At 70.5% G+C, this 26909-nt stretch carries 27 protein-coding genes, 1 tRNA gene and 1 riboswitch; of the genes, 20 read left to right on the top strand and 8 right to left on the bottom strand.

The features are described 5' to 3' along the window. The first annotated feature begins 50 nt into the window (after positions 1–50). Positions 51–232: riboswitch (cyclic di-AMP (ydaO/yuaA leader) on the top strand. A gap of 3 nt (positions 233–235) precedes the next feature. From IG90_RS0111400 to IG90_RS0111380, 5 genes are all read left to right on the top strand, one after another. Then, complete coding sequence (locus IG90_RS0111400; RefSeq protein WP_030581514.1) at positions 236–937, top strand: LysM peptidoglycan-binding domain-containing protein; 702 nt, start codon at positions 236–238, stop codon at positions 935–937. 332 nt (positions 938–1269) lie between these two features. Then, complete coding sequence (gene eno, locus IG90_RS0111395; protein WP_030581511.1) at positions 1270–2550, top strand: phosphopyruvate hydratase; 1281 nt, start codon at positions 1270–1272, stop codon at positions 2548–2550. A 93-nt stretch (positions 2551–2643) separates the two neighbouring features. Next, positions 2644–3123: an FtsB family cell division protein gene (locus IG90_RS0111390; RefSeq protein ID WP_030581508.1), complete on the top strand. Its 480-nt coding sequence runs from the start codon at positions 2644–2646 to the stop codon at positions 3121–3123. A gap of 69 nt (positions 3124–3192) precedes the next feature. Further along, positions 3193–3735 (top strand): DUF501 domain-containing protein, encoded by a 543-nt coding sequence (locus IG90_RS0111385; protein ID WP_030581504.1) that lies wholly within the window; start codon positions 3193–3195, stop codon positions 3733–3735. Then, positions 3732–4673: a Ppx/GppA phosphatase family protein gene (locus tag IG90_RS0111380; RefSeq protein ID WP_030581501.1), complete on the top strand. Its 942-nt coding sequence runs from the start codon at positions 3732–3734 to the stop codon at positions 4671–4673. The genes IG90_RS0111385 and IG90_RS0111380 overlap by 4 nt, the downstream gene beginning before the upstream one ends. Positions 4674–4677: 4 nt before the next feature. Here the strand turns inward: IG90_RS0111380 and IG90_RS0111375 are convergent, their stop codons facing one another. Further along, positions 4678–4947 (bottom strand): type II toxin-antitoxin system RelE family toxin, encoded by a 270-nt coding sequence (locus IG90_RS0111375; RefSeq protein ID WP_030581498.1) that lies wholly within the window; start codon positions 4945–4947, stop codon positions 4678–4680. Then, positions 4944–5216 carry a type II toxin-antitoxin system Phd/YefM family antitoxin gene (locus IG90_RS0111370; protein ID WP_030581496.1) on the bottom strand — a complete coding sequence of 91 codons (273 nt, stop codon included), beginning with the start codon at positions 5214–5216 and terminating at the stop codon, positions 4944–4946. The genes IG90_RS0111375 and IG90_RS0111370 overlap by 4 nt, the downstream gene beginning before the upstream one ends. Positions 5217–5858: 642 nt before the next feature. Here IG90_RS0111370 and IG90_RS0111365 point away from each other — a divergent pair. Then, on the top strand, positions 5859–7250 hold the full coding sequence (locus IG90_RS0111365) for an NAD(P)/FAD-dependent oxidoreductase (protein WP_078585429.1): 1392 nt from the start codon (positions 5859–5861) through the stop codon (positions 7248–7250). Positions 7251–7589: 339 nt separating this feature from the next. After that, positions 7590–8942, top strand: a complete 1353-nt coding sequence (locus tag IG90_RS0111360; protein WP_030581490.1) for an SAM-dependent methyltransferase — start codon at positions 7590–7592, stop codon at positions 8940–8942. Between the two features lie 98 nt (positions 8943–9040). Here IG90_RS0111360 and IG90_RS0111355 read toward each other — a convergent pair whose 3' ends face one another. Together IG90_RS0111355 and IG90_RS0111350 are read right to left on the bottom strand one after the other, a co-directional pair. Next, positions 9041–11572 carry an ABC transporter permease gene (locus IG90_RS0111355; protein ID WP_030581487.1) on the bottom strand — a complete coding sequence of 844 codons (2532 nt, stop codon included), beginning with the start codon at positions 11570–11572 and terminating at the stop codon, positions 9041–9043. Positions 11573–11637: 65 nt separating this feature from the next. Next, on the bottom strand, positions 11638–12408 hold the full coding sequence (locus IG90_RS0111350; protein ID WP_030581485.1) for an ABC transporter ATP-binding protein: 771 nt from the start codon (positions 12406–12408) through the stop codon (positions 11638–11640). A 754-nt stretch (positions 12409–13162) separates the two neighbouring features. Here IG90_RS0111350 and IG90_RS0111345 point away from each other — a divergent pair. The 3 genes from IG90_RS0111345 (at position 13163) to cutA (ending at position 14314) form a co-directional block, all read left to right on the top strand. Then, positions 13163–13248 (top strand) — tRNA-Leu (locus IG90_RS0111345). A gap of 98 nt (positions 13249–13346) precedes the next feature. After that, positions 13347–13772, top strand: coding sequence for a hypothetical protein (locus tag IG90_RS0111340; protein ID WP_030581482.1), 426 nt, complete (start codon positions 13347–13349; stop codon positions 13770–13772). A gap of 218 nt (positions 13773–13990) precedes the next feature. Next, on the top strand, positions 13991–14314 hold the full coding sequence (gene cutA, locus IG90_RS0111330; protein WP_030581479.1) for a divalent-cation tolerance protein CutA: 324 nt from the start codon (positions 13991–13993) through the stop codon (positions 14312–14314). Here cutA and IG90_RS0111325 read toward each other — a convergent pair. Next, complete coding sequence (locus IG90_RS0111325) at positions 14311–15618, bottom strand: helix-turn-helix domain-containing protein (protein WP_030581476.1); 1308 nt, start codon at positions 15616–15618, stop codon at positions 14311–14313. The genes cutA and IG90_RS0111325 overlap by 4 nt on opposite strands. A 218-nt stretch (positions 15619–15836) precedes the next feature. Here IG90_RS0111325 and IG90_RS0111320 point away from each other — a divergent pair, with 218 nt between their 5' ends. From IG90_RS0111320 to IG90_RS0111280, 10 genes are all read left to right on the top strand, one after another. Next, positions 15837–16367, top strand: a complete 531-nt coding sequence (locus IG90_RS0111320; RefSeq protein ID WP_030581473.1) for a hypothetical protein — start codon at positions 15837–15839, stop codon at positions 16365–16367. A 209-nt stretch (positions 16368–16576) separates the two neighbouring features. Beyond that, positions 16577–16984: an ATP-binding protein gene (locus IG90_RS41780; protein WP_063739503.1), complete on the top strand. Its 408-nt coding sequence runs from the start codon at positions 16577–16579 to the stop codon at positions 16982–16984. A 20-nt stretch (positions 16985–17004) separates the two neighbouring features. Continuing rightward, entirely contained in the window at positions 17005–17628 is a 624-nt protein-coding gene (locus IG90_RS40700) for a hypothetical protein (protein ID WP_051860279.1), read from the top strand. Continuing rightward, positions 17621–18205 carry a hypothetical protein gene (locus IG90_RS40695; protein WP_157846357.1) on the top strand — a complete coding sequence of 195 codons (585 nt, stop codon included), beginning with the start codon at positions 17621–17623 and terminating at the stop codon, positions 18203–18205. Before IG90_RS40700 ends, IG90_RS40695 begins: the two co-directional genes overlap by 8 nt. Further along, positions 18202–19107 carry a lactate/malate family dehydrogenase gene (locus IG90_RS0111305; RefSeq protein WP_030581470.1) on the top strand — a complete coding sequence of 302 codons (906 nt, stop codon included), beginning with the start codon at positions 18202–18204 and terminating at the stop codon, positions 19105–19107. Before IG90_RS40695 ends, IG90_RS0111305 begins: the two co-directional genes overlap by 4 nt. Then, positions 19104–20246, top strand: coding sequence for a phosphoenolpyruvate carboxykinase (ATP) (locus IG90_RS0111300; RefSeq protein ID WP_030581466.1), 1143 nt, complete (start codon positions 19104–19106; stop codon positions 20244–20246). The genes IG90_RS0111305 and IG90_RS0111300 overlap by 4 nt, the downstream gene beginning before the upstream one ends. Before the next feature lie 84 nt (positions 20247–20330). Next, complete coding sequence (locus tag IG90_RS0111295; RefSeq protein ID WP_030581464.1) at positions 20331–20828, top strand: hypothetical protein; 498 nt, start codon at positions 20331–20333, stop codon at positions 20826–20828. A gap of 89 nt (positions 20829–20917) precedes the next feature. Further along, positions 20918–21571, top strand: a complete 654-nt coding sequence (locus IG90_RS0111290; protein ID WP_030581461.1) for a class I SAM-dependent methyltransferase — start codon at positions 20918–20920, stop codon at positions 21569–21571. A gap of 452 nt (positions 21572–22023) precedes the next feature. After that, positions 22024–22905, top strand: coding sequence for a Bax inhibitor-1/YccA family protein (locus IG90_RS0111285; RefSeq protein WP_030581458.1), 882 nt, complete (start codon positions 22024–22026; stop codon positions 22903–22905). Positions 22906–23038: 133 nt separating this feature from the next. Beyond that, positions 23039–23356, top strand: a complete 318-nt coding sequence (locus IG90_RS0111280; protein ID WP_030581455.1) for a hypothetical protein — start codon at positions 23039–23041, stop codon at positions 23354–23356. A 38-nt stretch (positions 23357–23394) separates the two neighbouring features. Here IG90_RS0111280 and IG90_RS0111275 read toward each other — a convergent pair whose 3' ends face one another. The 3 genes from IG90_RS0111275 to IG90_RS0111265 all read right to left on the bottom strand — a co-directional run bounded on the left by IG90_RS0111275 (position 23395) and on the right by IG90_RS0111265 (position 26894). Beyond that, positions 23395–24246: a hypothetical protein gene (locus IG90_RS0111275; RefSeq protein ID WP_030581452.1), complete on the bottom strand. Its 852-nt coding sequence runs from the start codon at positions 24244–24246 to the stop codon at positions 23395–23397. A 268-nt stretch (positions 24247–24514) separates the two neighbouring features. Further along, positions 24515–25735: an acetyl-CoA C-acetyltransferase gene (locus IG90_RS0111270; protein ID WP_030581450.1), complete on the bottom strand. Its 1221-nt coding sequence runs from the start codon at positions 25733–25735 to the stop codon at positions 24515–24517. Between the two features lie 160 nt (positions 25736–25895). Continuing rightward, entirely contained in the window at positions 25896–26894 is a 999-nt protein-coding gene (locus IG90_RS0111265) for an SGNH/GDSL hydrolase family protein (protein ID WP_030581447.1), read from the bottom strand. Between the last annotated feature and the right edge of the window lie 15 nt (positions 26895–26909).

Below are 26909 nucleotides of genomic sequence, written 5' to 3'. Positions count from 1 at the left end.
CGGGCCCCGTCGACCGTCACGCCGAATCCTGCCGTCGGTCGAAGGGAACAGACGCGTAAGCGCCGTAGGCAGGAGCGGGGGACCCAGGTAAGCCGCCGGGTCCGGACGCCTCGTCGAAGGACGGGGACGTACGGGACCGGCTAGGGGTGAAGTCGCGTGCAGCACCGTGCGACCGGGCAACTCATCAGCCCGAACCCGACAGCTCACCTCGTAGGCGTCGGTGAGGAGATGTTCCATGCCGCTGAACAGCAAGGGCAAGCACCGCCGCCCGTCCAAGGCCATCCGTTTCGCCACCCTCGCCGGTGTCACCGGTGCCGCCGTCGCCGTCCCGCTGATGGGCGCGACCAACGCTTCCGCCGCCTCCGTCGAGACCTGGGACGCCGTCGCCCAGTGCGAGTCCGGCGGCAACTGGTCCATCAACACCGGCAACGGCTACTACGGCGGACTGCAGTTCTCGCAGTCCAGCTGGGCCGCCGCCGGCGGTACGCAGTACGCCTCGCGCGCCGACCTGGCCTCCAAGGACCAGCAGATCGCCACCGCCGAGAAGCTCCTCGACCTGCAGGGCCCGGGCGCCTGGGCCTGCGCCGGCGCCGGCGGCCTCACCAACGACGGTGTGGACCCGGGCGTGAACACCGGCTCCGGCCAGTCCGCGAGCAAGCCCGAGCGCAAGGCCGAGCAGCCCACCACGCGCAGCGAGCAGCGCGAGGCCCCCAAGGCCGAGAAGAAGGCCGAGAGCAAGAAGACGGTCACCACCCCGACCGGCGAGAAGGTCCAGAAGGGCGACGGCGAGTACAAGGTCGAGGCCGGCGACACCCTGAGCAGCATCGCTCAGAAGGAAGACGTCAAGGGCGGCTGGAGCAAGCTCTTCCAGCTCAACGACGACATCGTCAAGGACGCGGACCTGATCTTCCCGGGTCAGCAGCTCCACCTGAAGTAGGCGCCGCATCTCCTCCCCGGAGGAGAATCGTCCGGCTGCACTTCTCCTCGCACGGCTCCCCGGCCCGGCGCGCTCATCCCCCAGCGCGCCGGGCCGGGTTCTTCGTGAGCGGCGGGCGTCCGGGGGCCCGCATGCGTTCACCTCTTGTCGGCAGTGCTTATTACTGTCCAGTAGATTTCTAGAGTTTTGTCCCGTGATGCAGGTTCCTGGGTCCTTTTTCGTCCCAGGAGGCGGGCGGTCGGCCGACCGACGCGGCCGGGCCGGATAGGCTCGTGCCGCAAGGCCACAGTGACCCTGCACAACCAGTGTCAGATCCCAGAAGGAGATGCCTCGTGCCGTCCATCGACGTCGTCGTAGCCAGGGAAATCCTCGACTCCCGGGGCAACCCCACCGTCGAGGTCGAGGTTGGCCTCGACGACGGCAGCACGGGCCGTGCTGCTGTTCCGTCCGGCGCCTCCACCGGTGCGTTCGAGGCTGTTGAGCTTCGCGACGGTGACCCCAACCGTTACCAGGGCAAGGGCGTCGAGAAGGCCGTCCTCGCCGTCATCGAGCAGATCGGCCCGGAGCTCGTCGGGTACGACGCCACCGAGCAGCGCCTCATCGACCAGGCGATGTTCGACCTGGACGCCACCGAGAACAAGGCCTCGCTCGGCGCGAACGCCATCCTCGGCGTCTCGCTGGCCGTCGCGCACGCCGCATCCGAGGCGTCCGACCTGCCGCTCTTCCGCTACCTCGGCGGCCCGAACGCGCACCTGCTGCCCGTTCCGATGATGAACATTCTGAACGGCGGCTCGCACGCCGACTCCAACGTGGACATCCAGGAGTTCATGATCGCCCCGATCGGCGCGGAGTCCTTCTCCGAGGCCCTGCGCTGGGGTGCGGAGATCTACCACACGCTGAAGAAGGTCCTCAAGGCCAAGGGCCTGTCCACCGGTCTCGGCGACGAGGGCGGCTTCGCCCCGAACCTGGACTCCAACCGCGCCGCCCTGGACCTCATCCTCGAGGCCATCAAGGAGGCCGGCTACGTCCCGGGCCGTGACGTGGCGCTCGCGCTCGACGTCGCCGCGTCCGAGTTCTACAAGGACGGCGTCTACGAGTTCGAGGGCAAGTCCCGCTCGGCCGCCGAGATGACCGAGTACTACGAGGAGCTCGTCTCCGCGTACCCGCTGGTCTCCATCGAGGACCCGCTGTACGAGGACGACTGGGCCGGCTGGAAGGTCATCACCGACCGCATCGGCGCCAAGGTCCAGATCGTCGGCGACGACCTCTTCGTCACCAACCCCGAGCGGCTGGCCCGCGGCATCGAGGAGGGCTCCGCCAACGCCCTGCTCGTGAAGGTCAACCAGATCGGTTCGCTGACCGAGACCCTGGACGCCGTCGAGCTGGCCCAGCGCAACGGCTTCAAGTGCATGATGTCGCACCGCTCCGGTGAGACCGAGGACGTCACCATCGCCGACCTCGCCGTCGCCGTGAACTGCGGCCAGATCAAGACCGGCGCCCCGGCCCGTTCGGACCGCGTCGCCAAGTACAACCAGCTGCTGCGCATCGAGGAGATCCTCGACGACGCCGCGGTGTACGCGGGCCGCTCCGCCTTCCCGCGCTTCAAGGGCTGACCCGTAGTCGCAGGACGGTAGCCTCCGCCCGTCCCCGCACCCGGTCCCGTACCGTGTGCGGGGACGGACGTGCGTAACGGGGAGGCGGGAGACATGGCCGGGAAGGACCGCGACCGGTTCTCCACCGCGACCAGGCTGCGACTGCTCGGCGAGCAGACCGCTGCCCGCGTGTACCGATCCCAGAACCGCCGCCAGGCCCGCCGCTCCCGGCTCACCGGCCGGGCCGCGTTCCTGGCGCTGGTGGTCTGCTCCCTGGTGGTGGCGCTCGCCTACCCGATGCGGCAGTACCTCTACCAGCGCGACGAGATCGCCGAGCAGGAGCGGCTCTCGCAGGAGGCGGAGCGGCGCACCGAGGAGCTGCGGGACGAGAAGGCGCGGCTCCAGGACGACGCGTACATCATGCGTCTGGCCCGACAGCACCTCCATTACGTCCTGCCCGGGGAGACCGGCTACACCGTGGCCGACCCCGACGCGGCGCAGGACCGCCGTGGCGAGCCGGGCGCGAGCGACCACCCCTGGCACTCGAACCTCTGGGACGGCGTGGACAGCGCCGACCGGGCCGACCGCGACTGACCGACCGACCACCGTACGTCCACCTTCTCCTCTTCCTCCGACGAGCTTCCGAGCAGAACCAAGGCAGGCATGGAAACGCCCCCTCCGCAGACCGAGTCCACCAAGCCCACCGACGCGGACATCGCCGCGTTCGAGCAGCAGCTCGGCCGCCCGCCGCGCGGACTGCGCGCCATCGCGCACCGCTGCCCGTGCGGCAACCCGGACGTGGTGGAGACCCAGCCCCGTCTGGAGGACGGCACGCCGTTCCCGACGACGTACTACCTGACCTGCCCCCGGGCGGCCTCGGCGATCGGCACGCTGGAGGCCAACGGGGTCATGAAGGAGATGACGGCCCGTCTGGAGACCGATCCGGAGCTGGCCGACGCCTACCGGGCCGCGCACGAGGACTACATCACCCGTCGCGACGCCATCGAGGTCCTGGAGGGCTTCCCGAGCGCGGGCGGCATGCCGGACCGGGTGAAGTGCCTGCATGTCCTGGTCGGCCACTCACTGGCCGCCGGGCCCGGGGTGAACCCGCTGGGCGACGAGGCCATCGCGATGCTGCCCGAGTGGTGGGCCAAGGGCCCCTGCGTCACACCGTGCGCCGTGGACGCGGAAGGGCAGGACGCGTGACCCGGGTCGCCGCCGTCGACTGCGGTACGAACTCCATCCGGCTCCTCGTCGCCGACGTGGACCCCGCCACCGGCGCCTTGACCGAGCTGGACCGGCGGATGACGATCGTCCGCCTGGGGCAGGGCGTGGACAGGACCGGCCGGCTCGCCCCCGAGGCGCTGGAGCGAACGTTCGCGGCCTGCCGCGAGTACGCGGCGGCGATCGAGGAACTGGGCGCCGAGCGGATCCGTTTCGTCGCCACCTCCGCCTCCCGGGACGCCGAGAACAGCGCCGAGTTCGTGGCCGGGGTCCGGGACATCCTCGGCGTCGAGCCCGAGGTGATCACCGGCGACCAGGAGGCGCAGCTCTCCTTCGGCGGGGCCACCAGGGAACTGGCGGGCAGCGACCACCTGGCGAAGCCGTATCTGGTCGTCGACATCGGCGGCGGCTCCACCGAGTTCGTCCTCGGTTCGGACGGGGTGGAGGCGGCCCGGTCCGTGGACATCGGCTGCGTACGGATGACGGAGCGCCATCTCGTCGTGGACGGGGTCGTCATGGACCCGCCGAGCCACGAGAGGGCCGCCGCGATCCGTGCGGACATCGACGCCGCCCTCGACCTCGCCGAGCAGACCGTGCCGCTCACCGGGGCGGGCACCCTCGTCGGCCTCGCGGGCACCGTCACGACGGTCGCCGGGATCGCGCTGGAGCTGGAGGAGTACGACTCCCAGGCCATCCACCACTCCCGGATCTCCCGCGGCCAGGTCCGCGCGATCACCGAGCACCTGCTCCGCTCCACCCACGAGGAGCGCGCCGCGATCCCCGTGATGCACCCGGGCCGGGTCGACGTGATCGGTGCCGGTGCGCTCGTCCTGCTCGCCGTGATGGAGCGGACGGGAGCCCACGAGGTCGTCGTCAGCGAGCACGACATCCTGGACGGCATCGGCTGGTCATTGGCCTGACCGCCTACAGGTTGCGGTACACGTCCCGCCGGTCGCCTACCTTGACGACGAGGATGACGAGCTCACCATCGTTGATCTGGTAGGCGACCCTGTAGCTGCCGACCCTGAGCCGGTAGAGCCCGGACGGGCCGGTGAGCTTCTTGACATCGGCGTCCTCGCGGTACGGATCGTCACCGAGCGCGGTCAACGCGGTCAGGATGCGCATGGCGTCGTGCCGGCTGATGGCCCGAAGCTGCCGCTGTGCAGCGGTAGCGAACCGGAAGGCGTACTTCACGCGGCGCCTTCACCGCGCTCGCTGAACAGGTCCGCCAGCAGCTCGGCCATGGAAACGGTGGGCCCGCCGTCGGCCAGAACTGCTTCCGCCTCCCGGGCCAGCATCACGTCGGCCGCCTCCTCCAGCGCTTCGAAGTCGGTGATCGGCACGACCGCGGCTACAGGGGTGCCGTTGCGCGTTATAACGGTCGGAGTGCCTTCCTCGGCGCGGTTGATGTGTTCCGCGAGGTGTGCGCGTGCTTCCCTGACGGTCACGGTGTTATCGGTCATGAAAGTAGTGTACGCATCTCCGTGTACACCGGCCAGGTGTGGGACGCCGCCGCGTACGGGAGACGCGTCCATCGGAAATCCTCGACGGCATCGCTCACCTCACGGCGAGCGGGGTGCGTTGAGGGGCGGCGCCCGGCGGTCTCGGTGTCGGGTGGGGCGTCACGGGTCGCGGTAGACGTCTCGGGCGGAAGGCCGGCCGGTACGGGCGGGCAGCCCTCGGGCCACTGCTCAAACGCACCGCCACCTGCACCGTTGAGCCCGGATCCGGTCCCTGCGGGCCGCCCGGGGGTCCCCTTCGGGACACGCCGCGAGAAACTTCGTGAACTTCTTCACAAGGAATGGGGCCCTGTTGGTCGCGGTTGGGGCCCATCAGGCCTGAACTGGTCGCCCCCTGGCTCGTACGGAGGTGCTGCGCGGGTGTTCCGAGCGCGTTGCGTCCGTATGCGGGAGGGGGGTGGTTCACCCCGTCCGAAGGGCCAACGGCCAGCTCACAAGCGGTGAGCAACGTTTCCCGCGGTGTCGTGGTTCCCTTTCGCGCCCATGACCTGGGTCACGTGGGCGGCGAAGTGTAGCAGAGGGTCGGTCAATCCTTGTGAAGGGGCTCACGAGCACCCCCCTGGGGCGGGGTGGATACTCGATGCCATGAGCACCACGGAGCGTCCCAGGATCCTCGTTGTAGGCGGTGGGTACGTAGGCCTGTACGCAGCTCGTCGCATTCTGAAGAAGATGCGATACGGAGAGGCGACCGTCACGGTCGTCGACCCGCGGTCGTACATGACGTACCAGCCCTTCCTCCCCGAAGCTGCTGCCGGCAGCATCTCGCCTCGGCATGTCGTCGTCCCGCTGCGACGCGTGCTGCCCAAGGCCGAGGTTCTCACCGGTCGTGTCACCACCATCGATCAGGACCGCAAGGTCGCCACGGTCGCGCCGCTCGTCGGCGAGGCCTACGAGCTGCCCTTCGACTACCTGGTCATCGCGATGGGCGCGGTCTCCCGTACCTTCCCGATCCCGGGCCTCGCCGAGCAGGGCATCGGCATGAAGGGCATCGAGGAGTCCATCGGCCTGCGCAACCACGTCCTGGAGCAGCTGGACAAGGCTGACTCCACGACCGACGAGGACGTCCGCCGCAAGGCGCTGACGTTCGTCTTCGTGGGCGGCGGCTTCGCCGGCGCGGAGACCATCGGCGAGGTCGAGGACATGGCCCGCGACGCGGCGAAGTACTACACCAACGTGAAGCGCGAGGACATGCGCTTCATCCTGGTCGACGCCGCCGACAGGATCCTTCCGGAGGTCGGCCCGAAGCTGGGCGCCTACGGCAAGGAGCACCTGGAGAGCCGCGGCGTGGAGATCTACCTCTCCACCTCGATGGACTCCTGCGTCGACGGCCACGTCGTGCTGAAGAACGGCCTGGAGGTCGACTCCAGCACCATCGTGTGGACCGCCGGTGTGAAGCCGAACCCGGCGCTGGCCCGCTTCGGCCTGCCGCTCGGCCCCCGCGGCCACGTGGACACCTCCGAGAAGCTCCAGGTGCAGGGCACCGACTACATCTGGGCCGCGGGCGACAACGCCCAGGTGCCGGACATGGTCGGGCGCCGCGCCGGCAACCCGAACGCCTGGTGCCCGCCCAACGCCCAGCACGCGCTGCGTCAGGCGAAGGTCCTCGGCGACAACGTGATCTCCGGCATGCGGGGCTTCCCGCAGAAGGAGTACAGCCACGCCAACAAGGGTGCGGTCGCCGGTCTCGGCCTGCACAAGGGCGTCGCGATGATCGTCATGGGCAAGGTGAAGATCAAGCTCAAGGGCCGTCTCGCCTGGTACATGCACCGCGGCTACCACGGCATGGCCATGCCGACCTGGAACCGCAAGATCCGGATCTTCGCCGACTGGACGCTGGCGATGTTCCTCAAGCGCGAGGTCGTCTCGCTCGGCGCCATGGAGACGCCGCGCGAGGAGTTCTACGAGGCCGCCAAGCCGGCCCCGGCCCCGGCTCCGGCCGCCGTCAAGCCCGAGGGTGAGAAGGTCAAGGCCTCCTGACCCCTCGGTGAGACGCTCCGCGAGGAGCGCACCGTACGACACCCGAAGGGGCTGTCCGCCATCCGTGGTGCGGACGGCCCCTTCGGCGTATCCGGCCATCGGCCGCGGACCGGGACCGCGAGCGCGGCGACGGCCCGCTCCCGCCCATATGAATGGTACATACACGCGCATTCCTGGTTCGTTGCCCGGTAGCGGGATGACGGAGTGTGCGAGGAGAGTTGACGCAGGTGTACCTCGCTGCGGCACCGGGGTGTGGTGGCGGGATTACGGGCATGTCTGTGCGCATTGTGCTTGTTGTGCTTGTTGTGCTTGTCGGGAAACACCACGGAGGTGTGCGCCATGCCAGACGCCGCGTCGCGGCTGACCGCTCTCGCCGAAGAGTTGCTCTCGGAACCCCTGCCGGTCCGGATCCGGGCCTGGGACGGCAGCGAATCGGGGCCGCCCGGTGCCCCGGTCCTCGTGATCCGCCACCGCCGCGCCCTGCGCCGAATTTTGTGGAAACCGGGCGAACTGGGCCTGGCCCGCGCCTGGGTGGCCGGCGAGATCGACGTCGAGGGCGACCTGTACGGGGCGCTCGGCCATCTGGCCGGGCTGCTCTGGGACCGCGGCGCCGACGCCAAGGACACCGTCCACCCGGTCCGTGACCCCAAGGTCCGCGCCTTCGCCCGCGGCCTCCTCGACCTCGCAGGGCCCTGGCCGCCGCCCGCCCCGCCCGCCGAGGAGGTGCGCCGGCGCACCGGGCCGCTGCACACCAGACGCCGCGACAAGGAGGCCATCAGTCACCACTACGACGTCGGCAACGACTTCTACGCCCTGGTGCTCGGCCCCTCCATGGTCTACTCCTGCGCCTACTGGCAGGACGGCCAAACCCTGGAGGAAGCCCAGCGCGACAAGCTCGACCTGGTCTGCCGCAAGCTCGGCCTGAAGGAGGGCGACCGGCTCCTGGACGTCGGCTGCGGCTGGGGCTCGATGGCCATCCACGCCGCCCGTGAGTACGGAGCACAGGTCACCGGCATCACCCTCTCCCAGGAGCAGGCGGCCCACGCCCGCAAGCGCATCGCCGAGGAGGGCCTGACCGACCGGATCGAGATCCGCGTCCAGGACTACCGGGACGTCCTTCCCCAAGCTCTCGGCTCCGCTCGAACAGGGGATACCCCACCCGGGCCGTACGACGCGATCTCCTCGATCGGCATGGCCGAGCACGTCGGCTCGGTGCGCTACCGGGAGTACGCCGACGACCTCTACGCCCTCCTGAAGCCCGGCGGCCGCCTTCTGAACCACCAGATCGCCCGACGTCCCGAGAAGGACGAGGACGCCTACCGCATCGACGCGTTCATCGACGCGTACGTCTTCCCCGACGGCGAACTGGCCCCGGTGGGCCGCACCCTGACCACCCTGGAGGAGGCCGGCTTCGAGGCCCGGGACGTCGAGGCGCTGCGCGAGCACTACGCGCTGACCCTGCGCCGGTGGGTGGCCAACCTGGAGCAGCACTGGGAGCGGGCCGTACGCGCCACATCCCCGGGCCGGGCCCGGGTCTGGCGGCTGTACATGGCGGCGTCGGCGCTCTCCTTCGAGCACAACAACATCGGCGTCAACCAGATCCTCGCGGTGCGCCCGCTGGACGGCGGCGGCTCCCGGATGCCGCTGCGCGCCCGCAGGTGGACACAGGCCGCGGAGGACACGGACGGCTGACCCGTACCCGTACGGCAAGGGGCGAGGGGCCGGCGCGCCGCTTTCCAGCGGTGCACCGGCCCCTCGTCGCCCCTCCGTCCCGGCCCCGGGACCTGCGGCTACTCCGTCTTGATCGCCGTCAGCATGTTGAGCTTGGCGGCGCTGCGGGCGGGCCACAGCGAGGCGAGGACGCCCACCAGGCCGGCCAGGAGCAGGAAGATGCCGAGCCGGTCCCACGGGATGACCAGGGCGTAGCCGGGGATGTCGGCGGACAGGGTCCGGCCGATCGCCCAGCCGAGGAAGACGCCGAGGCCGACCCCGATCACCGCGCCGAAGACCGAGATGACGACGGCCTCCAGACGGATCATCCGCTTGACGCGACCCCGGTCGAGACCGATCGCGCGGAGCATGCCGATCTCCTGCTGCCGCTCGAACACCGACATCGCGAGGGTGTTGACGACTCCGAGGACCGCGATCAGCAGGGCTATGGCGAGCAGCCCGTACATGATGTTCAGGGCGGTGTTGATGAAGCCGCCGAACATGTCACGGATGTCCTGCCGGTCCATGACGCTCATCGCCGGGTTGTCGCCGAGCGCGTCCACGATGGACTGCTCGTTGGCCTTGGTCGCGCCGCCGTCCGCCTTGATCCAGATCTCGCGGATGTCGGGACGCGAGGAGGCGCTGTGCTCGTCCGCCATCTCCTTCGGGATGAGGAAGGGGGAGAGGAACTCGTTCTCCTCGTAGAGCGCCCCGATCGTCAGCTCGCCCTTCTCCTCGTCGTCGAACTTCACCGGCAGCGTGTCGCCGGTCTTCCAGCCGTTCGACTTCGCGGTCTTGGAGCCGACCGCGACCTGGCCGTCCTTCAGTGAGCCGAGGGAGCCGGAGACGGTCGTCAGCGAGAAGACCTTCTCCACGTCGCCCGGGGTGACGCCGGATGCCGACTGGTACTCACCGTCGACCTCGAACCAGGCCGCCTGCTGCGGGGAGAGCGCGGCGATGCCGTCGGCCTTCGCCAGGGCGTTGAGCGCGGACTGGTCGAGCGCGTCCCCGCTGGCCATCGTGACCATGTAGTCGGCCTTGATGTTGTCCGTGGTCATCTTGTCGATGGCCTGGCCGAGGGTGACGCCGAGCACCGAGATGCCGGTGACCAGGGTCAGCCCGATGGCCAGCGCGGAGGCGGTGGCTCCGGTACGCCGCGGGTTGCGGACCGCGTTCTGCGAGGCGAGCTTCCCGGAGACGCCGAACAGCTTCTTCAGCAGCGGTCGGACCAGGGCGATCACCGGGCGGGAGAGCAGCGGGATCAGGATGATCACGCCGATCAGGGCGAAGAACGCGCCGCCCGCGACCAGTTGCCTGCCGGACGTGCCGCCGGCCGCCGCGCCGCCGACGATCCCCGCGGCGCCGAGCAGGGCGATCACGCCGCCGACGGAGTTCCGTACGACCAGGGACTTGGTGGAGGCGGTGGCGTGGACGCTGCCCATCGCGGCCACCGGGGCGATCTTCGCGGCCCGGCGGGCGGGCAGCCAGGCGGCCAGCACGGTGATCAGGACACCGACCGCGAAGGCGGAGACGACGGCGGTCGGCGAGACGATCAGCGGGCCGGCGGGGATCTTGCCGCCCAGGAGGCCCATCGCGGAGCGCAGGCCGGTGGCGAGGCCGAGGCCGAGGGCGAAGCCGATGACGGAGGCGATGGTGCCGACGACGGCGGCCTCCAGCAGCACCGAGCGCTTGATCTGGCGGCGGGTGGCTCCGATGGCCCGCATCAGGGCCAGCTCACGGGTCCGCTGGGCGATCAACATGGTGAAGGTGTTGGCGATGAGGAAGACGCCGACGAACAGCGCGATGCCCGCGAAGGCCAGCAGCATGCCGTTGAGGCCGGACATCCCGTTCTCGATGTCCTTCGCCTGCTGGTCCGCCAGCGCCTTGCCGGTCTGCGCGATCGCGTCGTCGGGCAGCAGCGGAGTGATCGCGTCCAGCAGCTTCTGATCGGAGACGCCGCCCGCGGCGGTGACGGTGGCGTCGTTGAACACGCCGGGCTTCAGGTAGAGCTTCTGGGCGGTCGGGGTGTCGAACAGCACGAGGCTGCCGCCCGCGTTGACCGCGCCGTCCTCGGTGGTGAAGATCCCCGAGAGGGTGTACTCCTTCACCGGGCCGTTGGTGGCCACCCGCACCGCGTCGCCGACGCGGTACTCGCCCTTGCCCGCGGTGTCCTTGTCGAGGGCGACCGAGCCGGCCTTCGCCGGGCCCGAGCCGTCGGTGAAGACGTACTGGGCGTCCTTGCCGTCCTCGCCGGGGGCGAAGTTCGCGCCGGTGTTGGACCAGCCGTTGCCGATCAGCTTGCCGTCCGGGTCGGCGACCCCGGCGAAGCCGGAGACCCGCCCGGTGGCGGAGGCCACGCCGTCCAGGCCCCGGATCTTCTCCAGGGTGGCATCGTCGATGCCGGGAGTCTTCTCGTCGTGCCCGGCGTACGTCTCCACGGAGACGGCGACATTGTCGTAGCTCTTGGCGGACTGGTTGCGGAAGGCGTTGCCGAGGGTGTCGGTGAAGACCAGGGTGCCGGAGACGAACGCTACGCCGAGCATGACGGCGAGCACGGTCATCAGCAGCCTGGCCTTGTGCGCGAGCACATTGCGCAGGGCGGTACGGAACATGTCTGTGAGTCCTGGGATGGGTTCCGGAAAGGGGTCGGGGACGCGGTGGCCTCAGGCCCTGCGCGTCAGCTCGTGCGGCCCTTCGCGTCGAACGCCTTCATCCGGTCGAGGACCCCCTCGGCGGTCGGGTGCAGCATCTGGTCGACGACCGCGCCGTCCGCGAGGAAGATGACCCGGTCCGCGTAGGAGGCGGCCACCGGGTCGTGCGTGACCATCACCACGGTCTGGCCCAGCTCGCGCACCGAGTTGCGCAGGAATCCGAGGACCTCGGCACCGGAGCGGGAGTCCAGGTTTCCGGTCGGCTCGTCACCGAAGATGATCTCGGGCTGCGAGGCCAGGGCGCGGGCCACGGCGACCCGCTGCTGCTGACCGCCGGAGAGCTCGGTCGGGCGGTGCTTCAGCCGGTCCGAGAGCCCCACCATGTCGATGACCTTCTGCAGCCAGGCGGCGTCCGGCTTACGGCCCGCGATGTCCATCGGCAGGGTGATGTTCTCCAGCGCGGTGAGCGTCGGCAGCAGGTTGAACGCCTGGAAGATGAAGCCGATCTTGTCCCGGCGCAACTGCGTGAGCTGCTTGTCCTTCAGGGTGGACAGCTCGGTGTCGCCGATGCGCACCGAACCGCTGCTGAAGCTGTCGAGGCCGGCGACGCAGTGCATCAGCGTCGACTTGCCTGAGCCCGAAGGGCCCATGATCGCCGTGAACTCGCCCTGCGGGAAGTCCACGGTCACCCGGTCCAGGGCGACGACCTGCGTCTCGCCCTCGCCGTAGACCTTCGACAGCTCCGTGGCGCGGGCAGCCACCGCGGTGGCGCGGTGAACGGTGGGGGTGGTGGTCACAGGGACACTCCTGGTTCGGATGACGCGGATGCTCGGACACGGGGCCGTGCCGAGAGCCTGTCGGGTGACCTCCGATCGGGCGGCCACGCCTGGCACGCACACTTCCGGCGTTGCCGAAATGTCCTGGTAGCTCCGCTACGAGGACCTCTCGGTGCCTTGGAACCGCACGCACCGGACCGCGTCCGCTTTCCGGTCGAAGGCGACCCGACAGGCTCTGAGGCGGGCGCTGACGCCATGCCTCGGGACTTACTCCATCCTTACGTCCCGATCGCGCCGGGTCGTCACTCCCGATGCCCGTTCCCATGGCCCTCTTGAGTCGCATCACAGGCGTGGATCCGTCCTCCTCGGGTATGACACCGACCCTGACCGGAGTCGCGGCCACCGCTCCGTGGTCACCCAGCGTGAGCTCATGAGGACGCGGGAAAGGGGCGGCGGCCGCGGCGGCGGCGTGCGGGCCCTCCGGAGCGGCACCGGACCCGGAGCCGGAGCGGCGCCGGACCCGAGGGTGGCGGACGCCCTGGCGGGGCCTGGCGCGGACCTGGCGCGTTGGGCCGTCCGAGTGCGGCGACTTTCCGTCATTCCCGTGCCGTCCGCCGACCACCCATGATCGGCCGCGGGTGTGTGGTCAGCCCGGCCGGATGTGCTGACGGACCCTCAAGCGGTCAATAAAATAAGACAACATCGCGCCACTGTTCCGCTGATCGAGGGACGTCCCCGGATAGGGTCGGTAGCCAGACGCGGAGCCGCGCGGCACGCCCGGATGGTGGAACGCAGACACGGCGAGCTTAAACCTCGCTGCCCCTCGGGGGCGTGCCGGTTCGAGTCCGGCTCCGGGCACCACACTCCTCACAGGGTGTGACCAGGCATAACGGCCCGAGTTCATGTCCCACGTGTGTCGCCGTGGGAACACTGTGGGAACACGCCGCTAACTTTCCGTCATGGCATCGGTGCACCCACGCAAGAACAAGCACGGCGAGATCACCAGCTACCAGGTGAAGTGGCGGCTCGGCGGAAGCCGTGGCGGCGACCCGCAGAACGAGCGCTTCGACGACGAGGTGTCGGCCGAGGTCTTCAAGAACGCCGTCGACGAGCATGGCCAGCAATGGCCGCCGGGCTGGGTGAAGGGCGAGGGGTACATCGACCCCGCGGCCGAGCAGCCCGACGACGAGCGGTACCGCTTCAAGAACTACGCGCTGGAGTCCGTACGGAACCGCACGGGCGTCGAGGCGTACTACAAGAGCGCGATCGAGAAGGAACTGCGGACCTACCTCCTCCCGACCTTCGGCGAGTGCGACGTTAGGTCGACGGACCACTTCCAGAAGCGCACGGTGCAGAAGTGGGTCAACAAGATGGCGGAGACCTAAAGCTGCCCATCCTCGGTGAGGCGTCGCTGAAACCGCATGGACGCAACAGCCACCACGACCGACGCGATGATGGCGAGCGCGGGCAGGAAGGTCGTTTCCCAAGTCACGGCAGCAGTGTCACATGGGTGTCGAGGAGCGGCTTCTTCTCTGTGTCTGGGCCGCTCGGAGGCCGGAAGCGATCTTCAGCTGGGGTAGGGCGTTCTCGTAGGCTCACCGCCATGACTGAATGCGTGCAGGTATCGACAGCCACAGAGACGCGTGACCAGGCGGTAGCTCTGGCGGCCGGTGCCGTCGAGCAGCGCCTTGCGGCAGGGGCTCAGGTAGTCGGCCCCGTCGTCAGCGTCTTCTGGCACTTGGGCAAGCAGGGCACGGGGGAGGAGTGGCAGTTGCTGCTCAAGACGACCAAGGACCGATATCCGGAGCTGGAGAGCTACCTGCTCGATATCCATCCTTGGGACAACCCGGAGGTGTGCGCCGTGCCCATCGTCCTGGGTGCCGACCGATGCGTTGAGTGGGTCCAGAAGTCGGTGGAGCCGTCCTAGACGGCGGCGCGGTCCAGGAGTTCACGGACGGCTCCGATGCCGGCGTGCGGGCGTAGATGGGTGATGAGCGGGGTGAGCCGTTGCGCGGGGCGCTGCGATGCGACCCCGTAGGCGAGGGTGGCCGCGCGGCTGACGTGCCGTGCGGCCTCCTCGACCTCCCCGGCGGTCAGGTAGGCCTGTGCGAGCCATGACAGGTAGAGGGACTTGTCCCGCGCGTTGTCGTCGGAGTAGCGGCTGAGTGCCCGGGTGAGGACGGGCACGGCACGTAGGGGGCGGTTGAGTTCCGTCCAGCACCGGCCCGTCATGATCTCCAGTTCGGTGTGGTCGACCCAGGCTGACCAGTCCGGTTGCGGCTCGTCGTCCTCGGCGGTGTCCAGGGCATCGCGAGCGGCGTCAAGTGCGCGCTCGGTGTCGGCTGCGTGGCCGTCGACGGCGCAGGCCCATGCCAGACGCTCGTAGAGCAGCGCGCGGACGGTGGACGGGGTGGTGGGGGTGATGGTGGCGCAGGAGGCTCGCGCGACGGAGACGGCGGCCCTCCGGTCGTCGGCGAGCTCTTGATAGGCGAGGAAGGCCAGGGCGTTGCCGTAGAGGTCGTCATCGTGGGCGTCGCGGGCGTGTGTCCGGCTTTCCTCGTACAGGCTCCTGGCTTCCCGGGCTCGGCCGCCGTCGAAGGCTGCCCATCCGGCTTGCTGGGCCTGCTCGGCCAGAAGGCCCGTGAGCTTCTGACGGGAGTCGCCGGTGAAGACGGCGTCGCGGAGCAGTGCCTTCGTGTGCTGGACCTCTGCGAGGTACACCCGGTGGGTGTCGCCTCCTCCGAGGACGATGTCGAGGCGGCGGAGGCGGGCGGCGCGGGCGCGGAGCTGCTCGACGTAGGCCGGGGTGATGCGGCGGGGCGGCTCCGGCCGGTGGAGGGCGGGGAGAGCGGCGGCGAGGCCGGTGGTGGTGGCGGCCTGGAGGATCGTTCGGCGTCGCACGTGTGGTTGTCCCGTCTCTTCACTGGTGTGTCCAGGAGAGTCCGTTTCCCACGGGCGGGCGGCCAGGCCGAGTACGTGTCCAGGGACACGTAAGGCGTCGGCGATCTGGACGATCTTCTCGAAGGTCGTGATCCGGCCGATGCCCTTCGCGAGTTCCCCGACGCGGTTCGGCTTGATGTCGCACTCCGTGGCGATCCTGGAGTACGAGATGCCGGCGCGTTCGCGCGCGAGGCGGAAGACGGTCCCGAAGTCGTGGGCCACCAGCGCGCGGTGTACGTCTTCCTGGTCGATGAAGTCGCGTGGCAGAGCTGTCGGCGGCTGGTAGGTCATGCGGCTCTCCTGCCTGCGCCTCCCACTGTGCGGGAGGAGCTTCCACGGGGTGTACCCATGATGGGTATACCCGCGACGGGCACGCGCGGCATTCGGCAGAAAAGCACTCTCGGACGGCAAGGCCCCGGGAGCGGTGACCGCCGCTTGTCCCGGGGCGACGACTGACTAGGAGTCGCCGTGCTTGAGCGTACCCACGGCTCCGCACCGGAGTTGCTTCGATGCATGAACTGACTGGCGTGACCGTCCAACTCGGGCGCGAGCAGCGGCTTGCGGGCGGGCACTGGCTGCTGGGGGCGGCCTCGTCCGTCCAGGTGGCGCGGGCCGACTGGGAGGAATCCGGCTCGGCGTGGCTGAGGCCGGGCGTCCTGTTCGGTGCAGTCGTCATCCGCGCCGACGTGGTTCATGCCGCGCTCGGCGCGGACAGCCCGGTCGAGTGTGCGCCCCTGGTTGACGTGGGCGGACCTGTCTTCTACAGCGACGAGGGATTCGGCAGGGAGGGCGCTTACACGGCGCTGGTCCCGGCGTCCGTCGCGCTGGTGTGGTCGGTGAACGGGTCGCTCCCGCATCACCGGAGGGCGCTGCTGGAGGTTCCCGCGCCGCAGGTGGTGAGGCCGGAGCGTGCCGGCCGCCCGTGGTGGGTGGTGCCCCTGGACGGCCCCGGGCTGCTGTGTGACCCGGACCTGCTGGCCGCTCTGGTGAAGCAGGGGACTGGCGCCCCCGGGGACGCCGAGGGCGGCCCCGGTGCTTGACACGCTGATGCCGGTGGCCGTGCCCGTGGTGTTCTCGCCCCCGGCCGTCCGCCGACGCTCATCCAGACGGATCGGAGCGCTCGTGATGGTCGAGACCGGAGCGGGCCCGATGCCCGCGTACACCGAGACGCTGCCGAGGGTCGCCGCCTCCGTGCACAGTGCGCGGCGCCTGGTGCGCCTGGCCCTGGACGTGTGGGGGGCTGACCGGTGTGCAGGACGACGCCGAGCTGGTCGTGAGCGAGCTGCTGACGAACGCCGTGCTGCATGCCCGGCGGGACTCTGTCCGGGTGACCGCGATGCGGCTCGGAGAGGGGCGGGTCCGGGTCGCTGTGGTGGACCTGTCGCGCGACCTGCCGGCAGCGTGCGCGGCTGGTGACGATCAGGAGTCCGGGCGGGGCCTGGACATCGTGGCGACACTGAGCGGCGGCCGGTGGGGCGTCCAGCCCTTGCCGTGGGGCAAGCGCGTGTGGGCCGACCTTGGCCAGGAGGACAAGCCCGATGAGCGAGCGCACCGCACAGGTCCTGTACTGGCTGGCCCTGGCCTCGCTCCTCACCGCGATTTGTCTCGGCATCTCCCAGAACTCGACCTGACCCGGCTGCGCCGTGCGCGCGGCTGACATCTAGAAGGAGGCGGTTGATGACGCTGACCACGAGCGGGGAGACGACGGTGTCCGCGCCCCTGCTGTACGAGGCGAGCCGTCGGGCTATCGCTCAGGCGGCCGAGGACCTGTGGCCCGGCCGGGGCGCGGTCCTCGGCCCGCAGTTCCCAGGTGTGACGTCGTACGTCTGTCAAGTCCTGGTGGATGGGCAGGAGTTGTACGCCAAATACCCCTGGCTGAGCTCGTCGCTCGTGTCGATCCTGCGCGGTGCGCGGGGGACCTGGGCGGACGTGAAGGAGGCGCAGGAGCCGTATGTGAAGTCCGTCGACCTGGTGACGCGGCGGGAGTATCAGCACCTGGAGTTTCTGCAGCGGCTCCGCCGCCCGCGGGTCTGTGAGACGGCGGGTTTCCGCGGCGGTGTCCTCTTCACGCGGGCGGTGGCGGGGCCAACGGTCGCGGAGGAGCTGGCTGTCCGCCCGTGGGACACGGCGCCCTTACTCGACTCGGTGCTGCTGTCCCTGCGGGAGCTGCATGGCGAGGAGGGGGCGCGGTATCTGCGGCAGGCCTGGCCCATCAATGAGCGCAGCGTCGTCGACGTGTTCGCGAGGAAGTTTCGGGGCCCGGTACTTCGCGGGGCTGGGGCGGGGCAGGCTCGTGGGTGATGAGCGCCTGGTGGTCGTCGACCTGCTCGGGAATGCGGTCCGCCGACTGCTGCGGCTCACCGGCGCGATTCGGCCACGTCAGCGGACCGCGGTGTTCGGTGACCTGAAGCCGGAGCACGTCTATCTGTCCGCTCACCGGCTGACGTTCATCGACCCGGCGCTCCAGTGGGCGGCCGGGCCGGAGCCGGACGTGGCGAAACTCCTCGGGCGGACACTGCTCCTCGGCTTCTGCCATCACGAGCTGCGCGCGGAGCGGCAGATCACGGAGGGCGTGATGTCGGCGCTGAGCCGGCACTCCCAGAGTGTGAGCCGAAGCGACCGGACCGACCGGGCCGAGCGGCTCCGCGAGGTGATGGTCCTGTGGCTGATGGACACGGTGAACATCCTGAGCACATGCCTGAGTGCGCCGGCAGACCTGCCGCTGACGAGCAGCCAGCTGGCGCTTGTGGCGGAGGCGCATCGCGTCGCGGCCGTCGTTGAGCGGGTGAGCGGTCTCCTGATCGGGTCGGCCTCCGGGCTGAGTCTGCTGGACGCCGTCTTCCACGAGGTCGAGCACAGCGCGTTGGACCTGCGGTGAACGGGCCGGTGGTCGGTGTCGTCGGCGCGGGTGCGGTCGGGCAGGTCCTGGCGGCCGGGCTGGTGTCGGTGGCGCTGCCGGGGCGGCTCGTCGTCGTGTCGAGGCGGACGGAGCAGGCGCGCGGCCTGGTCGCTGACCTGGAGGACATGGCGCTGTCCGTACGGTCGCGTACCCGGGTCGAGGCCGGTGATGTTCCGGACCTCCATGGGTGCGACGCCGTGGTGGTGGCCCTGCGCACCGACTTCACGAACAGCGCCGTCCAGGACATACGCCGCGGCGGCGCCACGGCGAACGCCCCCGCCCTCGGCGCTCTCGCCCGGGAGCTGCGCGGGTACGAGGGCAGCGTCCTCGTCGTGACGAACCCGGTGGATCTGATGGCCCGCCGGTTCGCCGAGGTGTCGGGGTGCGCCCGGGTCTACGGGATCGGGTCGAATCTCGACTCCGCCCGCTACCGGCTGCTCCTCGCCCGGTACGCCCGGGTCTCCCCGGACCGGGTGAGCGGCCATGTGATCGGGGAGCACGGCGACCGGGCTGTTCCCTGCCTGTCGTCGACGACCGTCGACGGGCTGCCGGTCGAGGGCCGGGCCCGTGCGGTCGTGGAAGGGCTCCAGGAGCGCCCGGCACTGATCCGGGCGGGGATCGGCCGTACGCGGTGCGGCCCGGCCGGTGCGGTCGTCTCCACGCTCCGCAAGACCCTCGGCCTGGTCGACGGCGTCGAGGAGCTGTCTGTGCCGTACGGGGATGTGTGGCTGGGCATCCCGATCGCTTTCACCGGGGGCGTGCCGGCCCCGTGCTGTCCGCCGCTCACCCGCTACGAGCGTCTCTCTCTGGACTCCGCCGCGAGCAGCCTCCGAGACGCCTACACCCATCTGCCTGCACCTACCGAGAGGATCCCAGCATGATCAGCGCTACCCGGCTTGAGGCCGCTTCGGCGGCCGTCACCGTCCTGAGCAACCGGACGGAGGTGACGGACTGGTCGGCCCGGTACTTCGGGCAGTGGTGGAACGCCTCCGCGGTCGACGCGACGCAGGTGTGCGCGGGCGCGGTCCTCGTCGCGGACGTCGACCCGACCGAGTACGAGGAGCTGAGCCTCCAGGTCCACGACGGCCGGCATACCGAAGAGGTGGAGTACGCGCGGCACCGGATGCTCGTCGCCCGGGACGGCGAGGACATCATCGCGACGTCGCCGGACGAGGCGATCGGCTACCGGTGCACTCCGTCGACGGAGCGCCTGGTGCTCTCCGGTGTCGGCGTGATGGAGCTGGCGCTGGCAGCCGCACGGCTGGCCCGTGAGGTGGTGAGGGGGCAGCTGCTGCGGGACGGGTGGGCGGTCCTGCACGCGTCGGCCGTGGTGCGCCCGGCCGACGGGGCGACGCTCCTCGCGTTCGGGGGTAAGGGTGCGGGCAAGACGACGACCGCGCTCCTGCTCGCGTCGGCCGGGTGGCAGCTCCTCGCGAACGACCGGGTGCTGACCCGGCCGACCGGTGAACGCGATGTCGAGGTGGTGCCGTGGCCCTCAGCGGCTGCTCTCGGTCTCGGCCTGGTCGACGCTCTCGGCTGGGGGGCGGCGGCGCGCGGCCACCTGCAGGAGGGCGGGAGCTTCCACCCGACGCAGCACGACGCGGTGACGGACGCCCTCCTCGCCAGTGACTTCACACCGCTGTGGGAGGACGACCGGCCGCGGGAGCGGAAGGTCCAGGTGTGGCCCGACCAGTTCCCTGAGCTGTTCGGCGTCGAGCTCGCGACGGGCGGCCGTGCGGCCGGGCTCCTCTTCCCCCGGGTCGAGGCGAACGGCTCGCCCGACGTCGTCGACGGCGCGCAGACGCTCGGCCTGAGCGAAGACGACTTCATGTCGGGGGCGACAGAGGACCGCTACCCGGACATCTTCGAGCTGGCGCGCGGCGTCGACGGAGGCGGTCGGCGCAGCGCCCGCGACGAGGTGTCGGCGCGCCTCGCGATGATGCCGCACCTGCGGGTCCGCCTGAGCCACGACGTGCCGGCCAGTGTGGCCGCACTCGAGAAGGTGGCCGGCACGGTCTGACGGCTGGCCCGACAAAGCTCCCTCACCCCGGTCGGCCGGGGTGAGGGGTTCCATCGCACGACTTGACGAACGACGGAGGACAGGATGACCATCGCAGTTCAGCCGCCCACCCTCGCCCGTACCAGCGACCCGGAACAGATCCTCAACGCACTGGCGCCGCACGTCGAACACCTCACGGTCAACGTCATGGACGGCGGCCCCCTGTGGGAGCGGGAGATCGCCCTCCTGCTCCGCGACCAGACCATGGTGCGGAACATGGCGGAGCGGATCCTCGGCCAGGCCGTGGCGTACTCCGTGTGCGCGATGGAGAACCCCAACGTGCACCTGGGTGTCGGGAAGCTCGTCGACATCGGGGTGCATCAGCTGATCCTCGACACCCCGGTGTACTTCGCTCTCTGCAAGGTCCACAACGGCGGCCGGTACAAGCATCACGCGCCGTTCATTCAGCGGCGGTCTGACGGCCTGTGCCTGCGTACCGCGGACTTCCTCGCGGCCGACGGCTGGGACGTCGACGAGGAGCTGTGGGCGATCGACGGGGCGAACTGTTCCCCGTGCGACAGCAAGGTTCCCGACAGCCACTGATCCGGGCCTCGCGCCCCCTACGCTGGCCCCTGCCTCTCCTCTCGCGCGGAGGGCAGGGGCCTTCCCCGTCAACCGCTGAGAGAGGCGCCGTGCCCGCACACCACGACATCGCAGCCGAGACCGAGCTCTGGGACACCTACGCCGGCAGCGCGTTCCAGGACGACATGGAACCCACGTTCTGCTGGACGCAGTACGCCGGGCACGGCCCGGGACCGGAGATCCTCGGTGATCCGGGGTCGGTGCTGGAGCTGGGGTGCGGTACCGGCCGGGCGCTCGCCCTGCTCGCCGGGCGCGGGGTCAAGGCAACGGGCATCGACCTGTCCCCGGTGATGGTGAAGAAGGTGACGGAGCGGTGGGCCGGCACCGGGGCCGACTTCGTCTGTGGCGAGGTACTGGAGGCGCTCGCGGCTGACGAGGCGACCTATGACGCCGTCTACTCGATCTTCGGTGCGGTCTGGTTCACCGACCCGGCGAAGCTGCTCCCGCTCGTCGCCGAGCGGCTCCGGCCGGGCGGGACGTTCGCGTTCTCCCACCCTCCGGCGATCCCCGGGGCGTACGGGCCGCAGGGCATGTACAAGGGCGGGTTTGCCGGTAAGGCGATGTACACCTACCGGTACAGCTACACGCCGCGCGGCTGGACCGAGCTCCTGGAGGCGGCGGGGTTCCGTGACGTCGACGCCCGGGTCCTCGACGCGCCGACGGCCGGGCACATCGGCACGCTCCTCGTGACCGCTCGCCGCTGACCCGTCACCCGCGTGCAGATGAAGGCCCGGCAGGTGACTGCTGGGCCTTCGCCGTTCCCGGGGGTGCGCCAAGCCGTGCGCCATCTGGCGCACAGGGGCCTGACTGGCTCCCTCTGGTTGCCCCTGGCTAGGTCTGGCTGGGTCTGACGCGGGGTGGGTTTTTGCAGGTGAGGGCGTTTCTGCTGGTCAGGGCGTCAGGGCGGAGCAGGTTCGAGTCCGGCTCCGGGCACCACGCGCCGCACCGTGCGTGACCCGGACGGCCCAGTCCGTGACCGGCGTCCGGCTCCCGGGGTTCCTGGCCTCCCGGCCTTGCGTGACTGCCCCTCCCGGGCCCTTCGCGGAGCCCCGCCGTTTCGGCTGCCGCAAAGATCCTCCCCTGGCACTAGGGTGATTCTTTTGCCTACCCATTACTCTTGTGGCAAGGCCACGCAGTGTGGCCATGGAGGAGTGAGATGAGGAGCAGCAACCCGGTCTTCTCGCGACGGGGGTTCAGCCGCGACAACGGCCACGCGGGCTTCAACGCGCCGCCGCAGGCCGGGGCCACCGCGACGGGCAACCCGTACGCGCAGGGCACCGCCGCCAACCCGTACGCCACCAACCCCTACGCGCAGACGGACATCCAGGGCGCCCCGCAGGCACCCGCCCGTCCCGACGTGATGACCATCGACGACGTGGTGACGCGTACGGCGATGACGCTCGGCACGGTGATCGTGGCCGCGGCCGCCGCCTGGTGGATCATGCCGGTCGACCAGGCGAACCTCGGCAGCGCCTACGGCGTGGCCATCGGCGCCGCGATCATCGGCTTCGTGCTGTCGCTGGTCAACTCGTTCAAGCGCCGGCCCTCGCCGCCGCTGATCCTGACGTACGCGGCGTTCGAGGGTGTCTTCCTCGGCATCGTCAGCAACATCGTCAGCATGTACGTCGCCCCCGGGGCGGCGATGCAGGCGGTGCTCGGCACCATGGCGGTCTTCGCCGGTGTGCTGATCGCCTACCGCACCGGACTGATCCGGGTCACGCGCCGCTTCTACGGCTTCGTGATGGCGGCCGCCATCGGCTTCATGCTGCTGATGATGGTCAACCTCCTGTTCGCCGTGTTCGGCGGCGGTGACGGCCTCGGCTTCCGCAGCGGCGCGCTCGGTGTCGTCTTCGGCATCGTGGCCATCGTCATCGGCGCGTGCATCCTCGCCCTGAACTTCAAGCAGGTCGAGGACGGCATCGCGTACGGCGCTCCGCGCGAGGAGTCCTGGCTGGCGGCCTTCGGCCTCACCGTGACGCTGGTGTGGATCTACATCGAGATGCTGCGCCTGGTCGCGATCCTCAGCGGCGACGACTGACCGACCGCTCGGCACCCGCAGTACCCGTGACACCGGAACGGCCCGCAGGCATCGCGCCTGCGGGCCGTTCCGTGTTCCGGGGCGTCGGCCGGCCGTTGGCGGCCGTGCGGGAGGGGCGCGTAGGGTCGGCCGGGTGCTCGATACGACACCCCTCATCCTGGCCGTGGACCGTTTCGCCGACCGGCTGCGCTCGGCCCCGCAGAGCCGTCTGCAGCGCGGTGCGGCCGCCGAGGCGCTGGCCGCCGCCCGCGAACTCGCCGTACGGGCCCAGCGTCTGGAGAACCCGGACGCGGAGCCGCGTGAGCTGCCGGACGCCGGGGTGTTCGCCGTGGGCGACCAACTCGCCGTCGCCGGGCGGGACCTGGCCGTGGCACTGGAAACGGCCCCGTCCCAGGAGCTGGACGAGGCCGTGCGGTATGTCGGGGAAGCGGCGGCGCGGGCTTTCGCGTGATGGCGCGGGTTCTCGCGTGAGCGGCCCGCGCCCGGCGGTCAGAACGAGGCGATGACGCGGTCGGCGAGGATGTACACGTTGTCCTCGCCGCAGGAGAACGTCAGGGCGTAGGCGCCCGAGATGCCCGAGCCGCCCAGCAGCACCGGCCGCCGGCCCGCCCGCAGGGCGTCGGCGAGCCGCTCGGCCGTCTCGCGGTGGCCGGGGGTCATGCAGAGCGTGGTGCCGTCGGCGAAGACGTACACGTCGAGCGTGCCCAGCGGGCCGGGCCGCACATCGGTCAGCTCGGTCGCGGTGTCGGCCAGCTCCTCGAGGCGGTTCACGGTGCGCTCGTGGTCGGTGACCACCGGTGTCTGGACGGGGACGAAGTCCGGGTGCGAGGGGTGGCGGCGGCGGGCGGCGGCCAGCTCGGGGGAGTCCTCGGGGAACTCCGCGATCTCCGGAAGGTCGGTCAGCTCGCCGGTCTCGTGCTCCGCGAGGGTCCGCTCGGTCAGCTCCGCGAGCTCCTCCATCGCCTCGGCCGCTTCGGCGTCCATCGACTCCAGGCCGGCGAAGTCGGCCTGCCGGGGGAGGTAGTACGGGGCGTCGTCGCCGAGTCCGGACAGACCGCCCAGCAGGGACGGGGCGTCGGCGGCGTCGCGGGCTTCCTGGGCGGCCCAGAAGGCGCGCGCCTCGGCCAGCTCGCGCTCCCGCTCCTCGGCGAGCGCCTCGGCGACCGCCGCGCGTATCTCCTCGGCGGGGGTGGCCGTACTGCGGCTCTGTGGTGGCACCGACGCGCCGAGAGCGTGGCCGGCGGCCAGCTCCGTGCGCAGCGCCGCGACCTGCTTGCGCAGCCCGTGAGCGGCGTGCAGTGCGGCGGCGCCGACGGCCGTGGCAGCGGCGGTGGTCAGCAACAGGGCAAATGACATGGCGCTCACTGACGTACTCCCGGTTTCAATCGATACCCCCGACTTCCTACATCAGCTTGGCCTGTACCGGTACGTGCTGTCAGTGCATTACGTCACGAAATGGACAGGTCTTTCGGTCCGATGTTTAGCCCTGTACGACGATGACCTGCAGAAACGACTCTCCCCCAGGATGCAGATCACATCCTGGGGGAGATTCGGTCACGGTCGGAGCTCGGTGGGGTTCGCGACCCGTCCGTGAGGGACGCGGAGGGGCTCAGCTCAGGCGCTCGATCACCATCGCCATGCCCTGGCCGCCGCCCACGCACATCGTCTCCAGGCCCCACTGCTTGTCGTGGAACTGGAGGCTGTTGATCAGCGTGCCGGTGATGCGGGCGCCGGTCATGCCGAAGGGGTGGCCGACCGCGATCGCGCCGCCGTTGACGTTGACCTTGTCCAGCGGCAGGCCGAGGTCGCGGTAGGAGGGGATGACCTGTGCGGCGAACGCCTCGTTCAGCTCGGCGAGGTCGATGTCGTCGATGGTCAGGCCAGCCCGCTTCAGGGCCTGCTTGCTGGCCTCGACCGGACCGTAGCCCATGATCTCGGGGGAGAGGCCGGAGACGCCGGTGGAGACGATCCGGGCCAGCGGGGTCAGGCCCAGCTCGCGCGCCTTGGTGTCGGACATGATCACCAGGGCGGCGGCGCCGTCGTTGAGCGGGCAGCAGTTGCCCGCGGTGACCAGGCCGTCGGGGCGGAAGACAGGCTTCAGGCCCTGCACGCCCTCCAGGGTGACGCCGGCGCGCGGGCCGTCGTCCTTGGAGACGACCGTGCCGTCGGGGGTGGTGACCGGGGTGATCTCCCGCTCCCAGAAGCCGTTCTTCAGGGCTTCCTCGGCGAGGTTCTGCGACCGTACGCCGAACTCGTCCATGTCCTGGCGCGTGATGCCCTTGAGCCGGGCCAGGTTCTCCGCCGTCTGCCCCATCGAGATGTACGCGTCCGGGACGATGCCGTCCTCGCGCGGGTCGTGCCAGCTCGCGCCGGACTCCTCGGCGCGGGCCGCGGTGCGGGCCTCGGCCTCGGCGAACAGCGGGTTGTGCGTGTCCGGCAGGCTGTCGGAGTTGCCCTTGGTGAAGCGGGACACCATCTCGACACCGGCCGAGATGAAGACGTCGCCCTCGCCCGCCTTGATCGCGTGCAGCGCCATCCGGCTGGTCTGCAGCGAGGAGGAGCAGTAGCGGGTGACCGTACAGCCGGGAAGGTGGTCCATCCCCATCTGCACGGCGATGACGCGGCCCAGGTTGTTGCCCTGCTCGCCGCCGGGCAGGCCGCAGCCCAGCATCAGGTCGTCGATGTCCTTCGGGTCCAGCTCGGGGACCTTGGCCAGTGCGGTCTGGATGATCGTGGCGGTCAGGTCGTCCGCGCGCAGGTCCTTCAGGGACCCCTTGAAGGCGCGGCCGATCGGCGAACGGGCGGCAGAGACGATCACGGCTTCGGGCATCACGCGGCTCCAAGGGGGCTGGAAGGCTGTGTGGACGGGCGGAACTCCTCTGGAAGTTACCCGGACGTATCGCCGCGGTCACCCGGCAGGCCGTGTGATGCGGGACTCTTTTCTAAGCGCTTGCTCAGGCCTGCGGGGTCCTGTGCGTGTCCGCGGGCTCCTACGCGTGTCCGGCGGCGTCCGGGTGCGGGTGCGGGACGGGCTCCGTGGAGGCGGGCAGACGCCGCCGCCTGCGGTGCTTGAGAAGGGCCCAGGGGGCGCGCGCCCCCGTGACCTCCGTACCGGCCTCCCGGGCCGCCTGGGAGGCCGCCTTCGCCACCGGGAGGATGTCCTCGCGCCGCGCACCGTCCAGCCGGTCGGTCTCCGGCCACAGGCCCAGTACCGCGCACAGGGTGGGCAGCATCGCCATGGCCGCCGTGGCGTAGCCCTCTGCGGAGGGGTGGTAGTTGTCCGGGCCGAACAGCTCACGCGGGTTCGCCGCGAACTCCGGGCCCAGCAGGTCGCCCAGCGACACCGTGCGCCCGCCCTGCTCCACCGCCCCGATCGTCTGCGCGGCCGCCAGCTGCCGGCTCACCCGCCGGGCCAGCCAGCGCAGCGGCTGGTAGACCGGCTCGATCGTGCCGAGGTCCGGGCAGGTCCCGACGACCACCTCCGCCCCCGCGGTCCGCAGCCTGCGCACCGCCGTCGTCAGACAGCGCACCGACTGGGTCGCGGGCATCCGGTGGGTGACGTCGTTCGCCCCGATCATGATCACGCAGACGTCCGGGACCCGCGCCGGATCCGCGAGCAGGAGCGACACCTGCCGCTCCAGATCGTCCGACCGGGCCCCCGGCAGGGCCACGTTCCGCAGGTCCACCGGCCGTTCGGCCACCGCCGCGAGCCCCGACGCGAGCAGCGCCCCCGGGGTCTGCCCGGCCCGCCGCACCCCCTGGCCGGCGGCCGTCGAGTCCCCGAGCATCCCGAGCCGCACCGGGTCGTTCGGCCCGGCGAACGCCACCCCGTACCGTCCGTCCGCGCTCGGCGGAACCGGAGCCGTCGCGCCGCCCACCTGCCTCTTCGCGAGCTGGACCTCCGCCAGGAACACGCCCACGGCCGCCGCACCGATCAATCCGATGCTGCCACCGCCGTAGGCCGCGCCCGCCGCGATCCGCCGTGCCACTCTTGCGCTCGACAC

Origin of the sequence: Streptomyces anulatus (assembly GCF_000721175.1) — a bacterium.
Classification (GTDB): domain Bacteria; phylum Actinomycetota; class Actinomycetes; order Streptomycetales; family Streptomycetaceae; genus Streptomyces; species Streptomyces anulatus_C.
Note: the sequence above shows the minus strand (reverse complement) of the source record. Positions and strands in the feature narration are given on the sequence as shown.